This window comes from Undibacterium sp. SXout7W (assembly GCF_049339385.1).
In the GTDB taxonomy this organism is placed as follows: Bacteria; Pseudomonadota; Gammaproteobacteria; order Burkholderiales; family Burkholderiaceae_D; genus Undibacterium.
Window position 1 is genome coordinate 82,527 of record NZ_JBMPPF010000008.1, and the last position, 13,561, is coordinate 96,087.

The window sequence follows — 13,561 nt, forward strand, 5'->3', positions numbered from 1 at the left end:
ATAATCTGTGTTACCGCATCGCAAGATGCGCCCCTATCGGGCTTAACTAGTGGGCTTGATTCAGCTTAGAACCTAATGACACCAATGCAAAGCACAATAAAAGTCCACGAATGGATCAGCCAACTTCTCGAAAAAGACCCGCCGCGTGCAAAATCGCTGGTGATGACACTGTTTGGTGATGCCATTGATCCGCACGGGGGAAGCGTCTGGCTGGGAAGTCTGATCTCGCTGATGGGGCAATTTGGTATCAGCGACAGGTTAGTCAGAACCAGCGTCTTCCGGCTGACAGAAGAAGGATGGCTGGAAGCCACACGCGACGGGCGTCGCAGCAGCTACAAACTGGCAGCCGCAACATCAAAACGTTTTCAACGCGCCTATCGCAGAATTTACACCCCGAGCAATCTGCATTGGGATGGCAACTGGACGCTGGTATTTATTTCCACCAATGAGCTAAGCGCTGCTGTGCGCGGCATGCTGAAAAAAGAATTATTGTGGGAAGGCTACTGTATGATCAGCCAGGGCATCTTTGCGCATCCACTCGCTGACCGCGAAGTACTGGAGGAAATCATTGAGCGCACTGGTCTTAAGGGACAGCTCTTCGCTTGCAGAGCTGTTGATCTGAAAGGAGTCAGCCAGCGACCACTTAGCGAACTGATCAACACAGAATGGGAGCTTGATACTGTCAATCAAAGCTATCAGCAGTTTATTGAAAAATTTTCTCCGCTTCTGAATTTATTACGTGACACCGACGTAGATGGCACGATGGCATTGATCATCCGCACATTGGTGATACATAGCTTCCGTCGTACGCAATTGCATGATCCGCAGTTACCAGTCGATCTGCTACCGGCCTCCTGGCTCGGTACCGAGGCCTATACGCTATGTCACGAGCTGTATCAGGCATGCTTCGCACCGGCAGAGGAATATCTGATGCATACGCTGAGACAAGAGGACGACAATGTCCCTGCGGCTGCCAGCCAGTTTTACAAGCGTTTCGGCGGCCTGATTTTTTAAGCAAAACAGGTACACAACAGTGCCTGAGCAAGGCATGGGGACGCAAGCCGTGTCGGCACATACTTGCCCCATCGTAGGCAGCAAGGGAACTTGCGCAACAAGAACCAACCACCATCGGCGTGGCTTTGTGCAAGTCTCGCAAAAGAAATTGCCAGACAAAGTACGTCGTGAGATGTGTAGAAATAATGGGGTCAGCGCTATACTGCTGCTTCCGCCCTATTTCAAATATCATCATGTCCTCTAACTGGCAAACCCTGCGCGCGCAGCTCGAATACTTCACAACGCCTTTTCCACGCGCAGCGATCGTCTTTGCTGAAGAACATCGAGCTGAGCTGACACCCTATCTGATCAAGGTTCTCGACGATATTGCGCAGGACCCGGCACTCGCTCGCAACGGTGATTACATGTTGCATATGTATGCCATGCATCTGCTAGCAGCATGGCGGGAAACCAGTGCCTATCGCGCCATGCTTGCCATCGGCGCCTTTGGCGATGACGTCATAGAAAGTACGATGGGCGATGTTGTGACAGAAACCTATGGTCGTTGCATTGCTTCTGTCTGCGATGGCAACATCACGCCATTACAACAAAATTTTGAGAACCAGAGCATCAGCATCTGGTCTCGTACCGCTGCCTTGATTGCCTGGCAAGTGCGCGTCATTGCCGGAGAAAATGACAGGACAGAGCTAATCAACTATCTGATACAACAGGGAGACGCGCTCGCACATCAACGCCGCACAGCACAAGAGGGAGATGCCATATTACTGGAAACCATTGTTGACGTCGCCACAGCATTATGTGCAACAGAAATGAAAGAACAAGTAAATCAATGGTTTGACGACAAACTGCTTGATCCGCAAATGAGCGACCGAGACTGGTTTAACGAACACATTCACCTTGATTACAATGCCAGTCGTGCACTGGAGCTGGAACATGGTAAAGGCTACATCCATGATATTGAGAGAGAAATGGAGTCATGGGCGCATTTTCAAGAAAATCAACCCGATACCTTCCGGAAAACTTATACCGAACACACCATTCGTAAAGAAGCCAAAATTGGCAGAAACGAGCCATGTCCCTGTGGCAGCGGCAAGAAATATAAAAAATGTCATGGCGTGAATGTTTGAACCACATTTCTAACGCCTCGCCATTGTTTCTGGCGAGGCGTTTGACGCGATGTTGCCGCAACACTCACTACATTCAGGGCATGCATCACAGCCAGTACGCCGTTTATCGCTGCATACTTTCCCATACTTTTTGCAGGCGTTTGACAGAAACCGGCATCGGCGTTTTTAATTCTTGCGCAAACAGAGATACACGCAACTCCTCCAGTAACCAGCGGAATTCCAGCATTTTCGGATCAATATCCGATCCATGCCCGGATTTGCGTGGCGCACGCACCCAACCTTGCGCTGCACTGTTCCACTCGGCCATCTGACGTGCATCACGCGCCGGATCTGCGCGCAGCTTATCCATACGTATCGTGATCGCTTTCAGATAACGCGGAAAATGCGCCAGCTGGCTGAAATCTGTCTCTGCAATAAAACGTTTAGTGATCAACATCTGCAACTGATTCTGGATATCGGCTGCTGCTTGCGCATGGGCTTTGATACCCTGAATTTTCTTCGGCAGGCTGTGATATTCCGCCAGAATCTGCCCCGCCATACGGGCGATTTCATTTGCCAGCAAATTCAGGCGCGCCTTTCCTTCCTCGCGGCGGATATTGAATTCACCCGAATTGCCTGGCAGCGGCTGCTGCAGACACGCGCGTTCAATCGCGGTCTGGATAATCTGTTCGCGCAATTCTTCCTGCGAACCCAGCGCCATGAACTGCATGCCCATTTGCTGCAGACCCGGAATATTTTTCTCAAGGAACTTCACCTGCTCCTTGAGTTGCAAGGCAAACAGACGGCGCAAGCCTATGCGGTGCACCCGCGCTGCTTCGTCAGGATCATCAAACACCTCGATATGACAATGCGTGAGCTTGTCCACCAGCGCCGGATAACCGATCAGGGTTTGCTTACCCTGCTGTACTTCCAGCAATTCCGGCAAGCTGTCAAAAGTCCAGCCGGTAAAATTTTCCTGCTTCAGCGCAGGCGCAGGCATTGCGCCAGCCGACGCCGCATTTCCATTTTTATTCGCTGCGGAGGCGCGTGAGGTCTCTGCCGTTGCGGACGCTTTACCCTGATTTGCACCACGCACATTTGCTGCCTGTGCATCCAACAACGCCAGCTTTTCTGCACTCGCAATCTTCTGGAAACTTTCTCGCGCCTGACCGCCAAATTCAGCGCGCAGATTCGCCAGATTCCGCCCCATTTCTAACTGGCGGCCATGTTCGTCCACCACTTTAAAATTCATCGTCAGATGTACAGGCACGGTTTCAAATTTAAAGTCCGTGGTTTTGCACAGCAAACCTTTTTGCTCGCGGATATCGGCAATCACGGCATCCAGAAAATTGCCCCTACCAAAGTCATTGCGTTCACAAAATCCTGCCGCATAGTCCGGCAAAGGCACGCAATGGCGGCGTATTTTTTGCGGCAAGGACTTGATCAGCAAATGCACTTTTTCTTTCAGCATGCCGGGCACCAGCCACTCACAGCGTTCTGCCGATACCTGATTCAGCGAAAACAAAGGCACGGTCAATGTCACGCCATCACGCGGGCTGCCGGGTTCAAAATGGTAGCTGAGTTGCAGCGCCACACCAGACACCTGCATGGTTTTCGGGAATAAATCCGTCGTCACGCCTGCTGCCTCATGGCGCATCAACTCATCTTTATTCAGATGCAGTAGTTTGGGATTGGCTTTGATGATTTCTTTATGCCACTCCTCAAACAACACAGCGTTATACACGTCAGGCGGAATCAGCTTGTCGTAAAACGCCACGATCAGCTCAGCATCGACCAACACATCGAGCCGGCGCGATTTGTGCTCCAGATTTTCAATCTCACGTACCAGTTTCTGGTTGTGCACAAAGAACGGCGCACGCGTCTCGAACTCACCTTCCGTTAATGCTTCGCGGATAAAAATCTCACGTGCTTCGACCGGATGATACAAACCATACTGAATCCGGCGCTGGCTGTACACAACCAATCCATACAGGGTCGCTCGTTCAAACGCCGACACCTGACCCGTCCGCTTTTCCCAACGCGGCTCGCCATAGGACTTTTTCAGTAAATGACCGCCGATTTTTTCCAACCATTCCGGCTGTATTTGTGCGATGCAACGGCCATACAAGCGCGTCGTATCGACCAGCTCTGCCGCCATAATCCAGCGTCCGGCTTTTTTCGCCAGACTGGAGCCGGGCCAGATATAAAATTTGATACTACGGGCACCAAGATAATGCGCTTCTTCCTCGGATTTATAACCGATATTCCCGAGTAAGCCAGTCAGTAAAGACAAATGCAGTTGTTCATAAGTGGCGGCAGTTTCATTTAGGCGCCAGCCCTGCTCTTTCACGATGGTCAGCAATTGCGAATGCACCTCGCGCCATTCGCGCAAGCGCATCTGGCTCAGGAAATTGCTACGGCAATTATCCTGCAACTGACGGTTCGTTTTTTTGTGTTCTATCGCGTCTTCAAACCATTTCCAGATTTTCAGATACGAGATGAATTCAGATTTTTCATCAGCAAATTTCTTATGCGCCTGATCCGCAGCCGCCTGCGCGTCCATCGGCCGGTCACGCGGATCCTGCACCGATAAAGCCGCAGCAATGATCAGCACTTCCTGCAAAGCCTGATTATCACGCGCTGCGAGGATCATGCGTCCGACTCGCGGGTCCAACGGCAATTTCGCTAATTGCCGACCGACTGCTGTGAGCTGATTGGTATCATCCATCGCCCCCAGCTCTTGCAAGAGCTGATAGCCATCGGCAATCGCCCTGCCCGGCGGCGGTTCGATAAACGGGAAAGTTTCCACATCGGTGAGTCGCAAAGACTTCATCCGCAAAATAACGGCCGCCAGCGAGGAACGTAAAATCTCCGGTTCTGTAAACCGGATGCGTTGGTTAAATTCCTGCTCGTCAAACAGACGTATGCAAACGCCGGCAGAAACCCGCCCGCAACGGCCTGCGCGCTGGTTAGCAGCCGATTGTGCAATCGATTCAATCTGTAATTGTTCTACCTTATTCCGGTAACTGTAACGCTTGACGCGCGCCAACCCAGTATCGACCACAAACCGGATGCCCGGCACCGTCAGCGAGGTTTCAGCCACATTCGTCGCTAGCACGATGCGGCGGGAATTCGACACTTTGAACACTCGCTCCTGCTCTTGTGCCGACAAGCGTGCAAATAAAGGCAGTATCTCGACATGTGGCGGATGATGCTTACGTAAGGCTTCTGCAGCATCGCGAATCTCGCGCTCGCCCGGCAAAAATACCAGCACATCGCCGGAACCGATACGACATAACTCATCAACCGCATCAGTGATCGCCGTCATCAGATCGCGTTCTTTGTCTTTATCAGTATCCTGCACTGGGCGATAACGTAGTTCCACCGGATATAGCCGTCCCGATACTTCAATCACCGGCGCAGGTTTGGGTTCACCACCACCACGGGTATCAGCAAAATGATTCGCAAACCTTTGCGCATCGATCGTCGCGGACGTGATGATGATCTTCAAATCGCGGCGCTTGGGCAGCAATTGCTTGAGGTAACCCAGCAGGAAATCAATATTCAGGCTGCGTTCATGCGCCTCATCGATGATGATGGTGTCATATTGACGCAGCAAAGGGTCGGTCTGCGTTTCTGCCAGCAAAATACCATCGGTCATCAGTTTGACCGAAGCGCCTTTACTCAAGGTATCGGTAAAACGTACTTTAAAACCGACATGCTCGCCGAGTGGCGAATTCAGCTCCTGCGCAATCCGTTTGGCAGTTGATGAAGCCGCAATCCGGCGCGGCTGAGTATGACCGATCAGCCCTCGGCGTCCACGCCCGAGTTCCAGACATATTTTCGGCAATTGCGTAGTTTTACCAGAGCCGGTTTCACCGCAGACAATGATCACCTGATGCTTTTGCAAAGCTTCTGCAATCTCGGCACGCTTGCCGGATACCGGTAATTCTTCCGGAAACGTGATGACAGGCGGCGGATTACGGAAAGGCAGGTTGCTTTCATCGGTTACAGCAACTGCAGCAGCGGAGGGTTTCGCGCCAGCACGCACCTGTGACTGTCCGCCAGGCTTAGCCGCAGCTCGCTGAGGACGCCCACGCTGATCTGGCGATGATGCCGACGATGCTGATGACACTGGTTGCCGCACCTGCGCAGACGGCGGCTTCGTTGCCAGCGTTGCCGTTTTTTCTGCCGCAGATGCAGGTTTTTCCGCCGTCGGGGCGGCCTGGCGCAATTGTTGACGTAGCTCGCGCAACCCCGACAAACCATCTATCGTGGTGGACGTTGCTTTTTTTGGGGAAATTTTAGGAGAATGATTAGAAGACATAGCGACGCGCATTATAATCTGCGGATGGAAAATCCTGTTCAATTCGTTCAATGGCTGCGCTCAGTCGCGCCTTATATTCATGCCTTCCGTGGCAAAACCTTTGTGGTCGCCTTTCCCGGCGAACTGGTCATGGCAGGTGCACTGCCCGTGCTGGCACAAGATTTGTCTTTATTGCATGCACTTGGTATCAAAATTGTCATCGTCCACGGCTCACGCCCACAGGTCGCTGAACAACTCGCCTTGCGTAATGTGGAAGGTCGTTTTCACAATGGTATCCGGATTACCGATATTGCCGCGCTCGAATGCTCGAAAGAAGCCGCTGGTGAATTGCGTCTCGATATCGAAGCGGCATTCAGTCAGGGCTTGCCCAACACGCCAATGGCGCATGCCGCGATACGCCTGATTTCCGGTAATTTCGTCACTGCCAAACCGATAGGCATTGTCAATGGCATTGATTTCGGCCTGACAGGCACAGCGCGTAAAGTCGCTTACGACACTATTGGCCGTATTCTGGATGGTGGCAGTCTGGTGCTGCTGGGACCGCTCGGTTTTTCTCCCACCGGCGAAGCATTTAACCTGACGATGGAAGATGTTGCCGTCTCAGCGGCAAGTGCGCTGCGCGCCGACAAGCTGATTTTTATTTCAGAGACGCCGATGATGGTGGATCGCGAAGGTGCTGAAATCCGCGAACTTTCCTTCATTCAGGCAGAAAAAGAACTGGCTGCCAATTACCTGCCACCCGATTCCGCATTTTATCTGGAACATGCAGTCAAAGCCTCGCGTGGCGGTGTGCCACGTATTCATATCGTGCCGTATGAAATGGACGGCTCCGCATTGCTGGAATTGTTTACGCATGATGGCGTCGGCACGATGGTATCGTCGGAAAATCTCGAAAGTCTGCGCGAAGCGACGATTGAAGATGTCGGCGGCATCATTAAGCTGATAGAACCTCTGGAAGCCGACGGCACGCTGGTCAAGCGTGGCCGCGAGCTGATAGAACGCGAAATCAATTACTTCTCAGTCATCGAGCATGATGGCGTGATTTTCGGTTGTGCCGCCTTGTATCCATTCCCGTTTGAAAAAATGGGCGAAATGGCTTGTCTGACAGTTAATCCGGACGTACAAAGTCAGGGCGACGGTGAGCGTATTCTGAAACACATAGAAAAACGCGCGCGCCGGGCTGGCTTTCATTCGTTGTTTGTGCTGACGACCCGCACGGAACATTGGTTCCTGAAACGTGGTTTTGTCAAAGCGACCGTCGATGATTTGCCGAAAGACCGGCAAAAAATGTACAACTGGCAACGAAAGTCTTTGGTACTGATCAAGCAGCTGTAATTAGCTGGCTTTATAATGCAGCCTGTTTCAGAAACAGCGAAGGAACCGGAGCAATATGATTTTCAGCTACATAGAACAAGTTGCTGACCAATTTACTGCCTCGGTTCGACAATATATTAAGGAGTAACACCATGGCGCGTACTATTCACTGCATCAAATTAGACAAAGAAGCTGAAGGTCTGGACTTTCCACCTTATCCGGGTGAACTGGGCAAAAAGATTTATGAAAGCGTCTCCAAAGAAGCATGGGCTGGCTGGATGAAGCACCAAACAATGCTGGTCAATGAAAATCGCCTGAATCTGGCAGATACCCGCGCCCGCAAATACCTGGCGACGCAAATGGAAAAACATTTCTTTGGTGACGGCGCAGACGCAGCGGCTGGCTACGTTCCTCCGACCGAATAATTCAGAATTTCTCGTTTTTTAAAAGAAAAAGCCCACGTCATGGCGCGGGCTTTTTCTTTATTTCATCCTGAAGGTAGTCATTCAATGTGTAACGCTCATTCAAGCAACCAACTTATTAGCCGATAAATCACTTAATCAACCAATCAAACAAACACTTGGTTGATGAATCAATGAATATTACGACTTAAACATACTCCCACCCAGTATCAAAATCAGCCCTTTATTTACAACGTGATGAAGGCAGTTTTATATTATTACAGGGGGAGTATGCAAAATAAGCAGCTTTAACGTTCATTGAAACGAACAAATTCAAGCGTAGCCAGCAACACTTAAAACTTCAGCGTCTTTACTCCATCTGCCGTTCCTAACAAGCAGACATTAGCACCCTGACGTGCAAACAAACCGACGGTGACGACACCAACAATATTATTGATCTGTGCTTCCAGAGCGACTGGATCAGCAATGTGCAAGCCGTGAATATCCAGAATCATATTGCCATTATCTGTCAGTAATGGCTGCCCGTCTTTCATACGCAGGCGCGCCTCGCCACCGATTGCATTGAGTTTGCGCGCAACCACGGCATGCGCCATTGGAATGACTTCTACCGGCAACGGAAACTTGCCCAGCAACTCCACCAGCTTGGAACCATCTGCGATACAAATAAACTGATCGGCCACTGATGCCACAATTTTTTCTCTGGTCAGTGCAGCACCGCCGCCTTTGATCATCGCGCCCTGCGGCGTGATCTCATCCGCGCCATCAATATACACAGGCATAGAGGTTACTTCATTCAAATCCAGCACAGTAATACCATGACCGCGCAAACGCTCGGCAGTCGCTTCCGACGAGGCCACTGCCGCTTTGATTTTGTGTTTGATTTTTGCCAGTTCATCAATAAAAAAATTGGCTGTCGATCCTGTACCGACGCCAACAATCTCATTTTCAACTACATACGCAATGGCAGCCTGAGCTACCGCGAGTTTTAATTCATCTTGTGTCATGGTGTTTCTATCAAATTCATTCAAACAAACCGCCATTTTACCGGAAGCGCAACGATGATAGTCTAGATTGGCCATAACGGCGGCTCGTCCATTAACGCCACTTGCTCCCGCAACTCCAAAATCCGGTCTTGCCAATAGCGCTGGGTGTTAAACCAGGGGAAGGCAGCAGGAAATGCCGGATCATCCCAGCGTTGCGCCAACCAGGCAGAATAATGAATCAGACGCAAGGTTCTCAATGCTTCGATCAGATAAAGCTGACGCGAATCAAACTCAAAAAAATCTTTATATCCAGCCAGAATATCCGTCAGTTGAATGCACATTTCGCTACGGGAGCCAGATAACAACATCCACAAATCCTGTATGCCAGGTCCCATCCGGCTATCATCAAAATCAACAAAATGCGGCCCGGCCTGCGGCCCCGAGTCCAGCCACAATACATTCCCCATGTGGCAATCGCCATGCAGGCGGATCAGAGGCACCTCCCCTGCACGCTCATAACAACGCAACACGCCATCCAGCGCTTGCTGACTGACACTGCTATACGCCGCCAGCAAATCAGGGGGAATGCAATGCTGTTCCAGCAAATATCGCCGTGGCGTAATACCGAACGTATCAGGATTCAAGCCAGGACGCGCGACATAAGTCTGCAACGCGCCGACAGCATGAATACGACCAATAAAACGCCCCAGCCATTCCAGCGTCGCAGTGTTACCGATTTCAGGAGCACGACCACTTTGGCGCCGAAACAATGCAAAACGATGCCCCTGAAAATGGTGCAGGCTACGCCCTTCTGCATCCTGCAATGCGGGAACAACGGGAATTTCCTGCTCCACTAATTGCTCAACAAAAGCATGCTCCTCTTGAATAGCCTCGTTCGACCAACGGCCTGGCCGATAAAATTTAGCGACAATAGGCGCATCAGTATCCATGCCGATCTGATATACCCGGTTTTCATAACTGTTCAGCGCCAACAAACGGCCATCACAGCGCAGGCCTGTACTGTCAACGGCATCCAGCACCAGATCGGGAGTAAGGTCGGCAAACGAATCGGAGAGTGGGAAATGTGTCATGACGACTATTGTACGTGGATGTCTGTTGCGAGTTGTCAAAAGTCCTGCACAGCTGACACACAAAGCGCTAAACTTCCGGTATTTCATCACATTATAAGAGCCACACCATGCATCTCGACGAACCACTCAACGACAAAGAATTCAATGAACTCGATAAATTCCTCATGTCCGACAAAGTTGGTGACGATGGCATGACCATGGACGCCTTGCACGGCTATCTGACTGCCATTGCACTCGGACCAGAAATGATTCCGATGACGGAATGGCTTCCACTGGTATGGGGTCTTCCCGACCAGGAGGAACCTAAATTCAAAAATGAGAAAGAAATGCAGCGTGTCACTCAGTTGATTGCGCGGTTCATGAATGAAATCCAGATTACATTTGAAGTAGCGCCTCAAGAATACGAGCCCTTATTCTGCGTCATGGAACAGAATGGCAAAGAACTGATCGATGGCGAAACCTGGGCCTGGGGTTTCTGGGAAGGTATGCAGTTACGTGAAGAAGCTTGGGAAGCAGCCTGGGAATCAGAAGAAATCGGCCCGTTGTTGCAACCGATCTATCTGCTAGGCGCAGAAGAGATAGAAGAAGAAGAAATGAAATTTGTGGATACACCAGAAAAATGCCACGCCCTCGCATTAAGTCTGGAAGCCTCTCTTCCTGCGATTCGCCGCTTTTGGGCTCCAAGACGCAAATCTGGCGTGACTACGGTAAAGCGCGAATCCCAAAAAGTCGGCCGTAATGATCCATGCCCTTGCGGCAGCGGCAAAAAATACAAAGTGTGCTGTGGCGCAGAACCTACCTTGCACTGATTGTTATACGCAATCAACAATCAACATCGCTGCAACGACTATCCAGCCAATGGGTAAGTCATGAATAAATCATCGTCAAATAGCAGGCAAGCAATAGAACTGTGACAAAAAATAATGCTTGCCTCGACTTTTAAACCTTCCACATACCACACGACCAGATGCGCTTGAGGGAATCCTCTAGCGTATTGCTGGTCGTGTGTCGTTGAGTCGTGCTATTTTTGCCTTTTCAACATCGATATCCGCATCGCTATCGCGCGGAAGAACAGAGACTATATGAGCTTACAAGCACAATTTACACAGGCCTTGACTGACTCCAAAAACCTGCCAGAACGCCCTGATAATGGCACCCTGCTCAAAATTTACGCTCTGTTCAAGCAAGGTAGCACTGGCGATGCAACAGGCGATCGCCCTGGCATGACCGACTTCGTGGGTCGCGCCAAATATGACGCGTGGGCCGGACTCAAAGGCACCAGTCAGGAAACCGCTATGCAACAATATGTTGACCTCATCAATAGTCTGAAAGACTGATTATCCTGATTGGCAATGGCAGACCAGGGTAACCCCAGATTGTCTGCCATTACCAGTCATTGACCCGTCATTGACTCTGAATATACCCGACCGGCCTGAACGAACTACGCCGTCGTCAGCAGATTCGGCGGTGTTTTTCCGCTCAGACCCGCAATCAGATTATCCGCAGCACAATTTGCCATTGCGCGTCGCGTTGCTTCTGATGCGCTGGCAATGTGCGGCGTCAATACGACATTCGACAGTTCCAAAAAGTCTGGATGAAATTTCGGCTCGTTCTCAAACACATCCAGACCTGCTGCAGCAATACGCCGCTCGCGTAAAGCGCCAATCAAGGCGACATCATCAACAATACCGCCGCGTGCCAGATTCACCAGTGTTGCCGTCGGCTTCATGATTGCCAACTCAGCAGCGGCGATGGTGTGATGAGACGCTGGAGAGTATGGCAGCACCAGTACCACATGATCCGCCTGACGCAATAAGTCTTCCTTTTCAAGATACGTCGCATTGTTCGCATAGGCCTCATTATCAGGACTCAAACGCGAGCGATTGTGATAAACGACTTTCATATTAAAACCTATTGATCGCCGGGCAATCGCCTGACCAATCCGTCCCATGCCGATAATTCCAAGGGTTGATCCATGAATATCCGGTCCCAAAAAATAATCGTAGCGCCATTTCTTCCACTCACCAGCGCGCAACCAATGCTCAGACTCCGTAATTCTGCGCGCTGTCGCCATCATCAGCGCCCAGCCAAAATCCGCTGTGGTTTCATTTAAAACATCCGGTGTGTTACTTGCGAGAACACCGTGAGCACGACAGGCAGCCAGATCAAAATTATCGTATCCCACGGCCATATTGGCGACCATTTTCAAGTCTGGTAATTGCTGCAATAAATCCTCATTAATACGTGCGCTCGCCGTCGTCATAGCACCGGCTTTACCCTTGAGTTTGTGCGCTAACTCAGCAGGGGTAAACACCACATCATCCTGGTTTGATTCAACGTCAAAATGCTCGCTGAGTTTTTCCAGCACTTCGGGAAAAATAGCGCGTACTACTAAAATCGCAGGCTTCATGAATGGTTTTCCAAAAAAATAAAAAATGATCAGACTACGCAGAAGTCAGGCAGCAATCTCTCAAAGTCGTGCTTAACGAACATCAGTTGCCAGTGATGTTCGTTAAGCACAGGAAGCCTGTCTGACCTACCTGGGCCATTTTGCGTAACTCCTGATAATGAGTCGTCGTGGATAATATTAACGGTAAATACTAATTTTTTTCATGTACTCAGGACGAATAGAAAATTTTCATCACAACGATGCCAAATATAAGAAATTTCATCCTTGATGACACACATCAATGCAAGCTTTGTCTGATTCCTTTACAATCCGGTCTTCCACGCGGCTTCATACGAGCATGTCTGCAAGCAAACCACGGCCAGACAACCGCATTTGCTTATGCGCAAACTATATAAGCCTGATTTGTGAGAACCGTTAAATTGCCTTAAAATACAAGGCTTTGCAGCTCAGGCTTGCGTATTTTGCGATCTGACTGTACCAAACCCCCCGAATTTTTAAGATTGGACTGTTATGACCCACGTTGTGACCGAATCCTGCATACGTTGCCGTTACACCGATTGTGTAGATGTCTGCCCGGTAGATTGCTTCCGCGCAGGACCAAATTTCCTGGTAATTGATCCAGATGAATGCATCGATTGCGCTGTCTGCGTTGCAGAGTGCCCGGCAAATGCCATTTTTGCAGAAGAAGATGTACCTGCAGATCAGCAACAATTCATCAAAATCAATGCTGATCTGACTCGCAACTGGCCATCCATTACAAAAACTGTGAGCCCATTAAGCGATGCCGACGACTGGAAAGACGTCAAAGACAAATTACAATATCTGCAGCGCTGATCCGCTGAAGTGAATCACATAGTCAGTTTTTAGCATTATCAGGACACATCAGGAATTATT

Annotated in this window: 11 protein-coding genes; 7 read left to right on the forward strand and 4 right to left on the reverse strand. The window is 50.2% G+C overall.

Annotated elements, in window-relative coordinates; all coding sequences use genetic code 11:
* Window positions 1–84 precede the first annotated feature (84 nt).
* Entirely contained in the window at window positions 85–1,014 is a 930-nt protein-coding gene (paaX, locus tag ACO0LB_RS09625; protein WP_423048821.1) for a phenylacetic acid degradation operon negative regulatory protein PaaX, read from the forward strand.
* A gap of 233 nt (window positions 1,015–1,247) precedes the next feature.
* Complete coding sequence (locus tag ACO0LB_RS09630) at window positions 1,248–2,141, forward strand: DUF1186 domain-containing protein (protein ID WP_423048823.1); 894 nt, start codon at window positions 1,248–1,250, stop codon at window positions 2,139–2,141.
* Between the two features lie 103 nt (window positions 2,142–2,244).
* Here ACO0LB_RS09630 and hrpA read toward each other — a convergent pair whose 3' ends face one another.
* Window positions 2,245–6,384: an ATP-dependent RNA helicase HrpA gene (hrpA, locus tag ACO0LB_RS09635; protein ID WP_423048992.1), complete on the reverse strand. Its 4,140-nt coding sequence runs from the start codon at window positions 6,382–6,384 to the stop codon at window positions 2,245–2,247.
* Between the two features lie 87 nt (window positions 6,385–6,471).
* On the opposite strand from hrpA, the gene argA reads away from it, so the two are divergent.
* Together argA and ACO0LB_RS09645 are read left to right on the forward strand one after the other, a co-directional pair.
* On the forward strand, window positions 6,472–7,782 hold the full coding sequence (argA, locus tag ACO0LB_RS09640) for an amino-acid N-acetyltransferase (protein ID WP_423048825.1): 1,311 nt from the start codon (window positions 6,472–6,474) through the stop codon (window positions 7,780–7,782).
* 131 nt (window positions 7,783–7,913) lie between these two features.
* Complete coding sequence (locus ACO0LB_RS09645) at window positions 7,914–8,186, forward strand: oxidative damage protection protein (protein ID WP_423048827.1); 273 nt, start codon at window positions 7,914–7,916, stop codon at window positions 8,184–8,186.
* Window positions 8,187–8,515: 329 nt separating this feature from the next.
* Here the strand turns inward: ACO0LB_RS09645 and rpiA are convergent, their stop codons facing one another.
* Window positions 8,516–9,187, reverse strand: a complete 672-nt coding sequence (rpiA, locus tag ACO0LB_RS09650) for a ribose-5-phosphate isomerase RpiA (protein WP_423048829.1) — start codon at window positions 9,185–9,187, stop codon at window positions 8,516–8,518.
* A gap of 62 nt (window positions 9,188–9,249) precedes the next feature.
* A complete protein-coding gene (locus ACO0LB_RS09655; protein WP_423048831.1) occupies window positions 9,250–10,257 on the reverse strand; it encodes a serine/threonine protein kinase in 1,008 nt (335 codons plus the stop codon).
* Between the two features lie 107 nt (window positions 10,258–10,364).
* Here ACO0LB_RS09655 and ACO0LB_RS09660 point away from each other — a divergent pair, with 107 nt between their 5' ends.
* Together ACO0LB_RS09660 and ACO0LB_RS09665 are read left to right on the forward strand one after the other, a co-directional pair.
* Window positions 10,365–11,066, forward strand: coding sequence for a UPF0149 family protein (locus tag ACO0LB_RS09660; RefSeq protein ID WP_423048833.1), 702 nt, complete (start codon window positions 10,365–10,367; stop codon window positions 11,064–11,066).
* Between the two features lie 273 nt (window positions 11,067–11,339).
* A complete protein-coding gene (locus tag ACO0LB_RS09665; RefSeq protein WP_423048835.1) occupies window positions 11,340–11,594 on the forward strand; it encodes an acyl-CoA-binding protein in 255 nt (84 codons plus the stop codon).
* A 104-nt stretch (window positions 11,595–11,698) separates the two neighbouring features.
* Here the strand turns inward: ACO0LB_RS09665 and ACO0LB_RS09670 are convergent, their stop codons facing one another.
* Entirely contained in the window at window positions 11,699–12,667 is a 969-nt protein-coding gene (locus ACO0LB_RS09670) for a 2-hydroxyacid dehydrogenase (protein ID WP_423048837.1), read from the reverse strand.
* A 510-nt stretch (window positions 12,668–13,177) separates the two neighbouring features.
* On the opposite strand from ACO0LB_RS09670, the gene fdxA reads away from it, so the two are divergent.
* Window positions 13,178–13,501, forward strand: a complete 324-nt coding sequence (fdxA, locus tag ACO0LB_RS09675) for a ferredoxin FdxA (RefSeq protein WP_423048839.1) — start codon at window positions 13,178–13,180, stop codon at window positions 13,499–13,501.
* Window positions 13,502–13,561 lie beyond the last annotated feature (60 nt).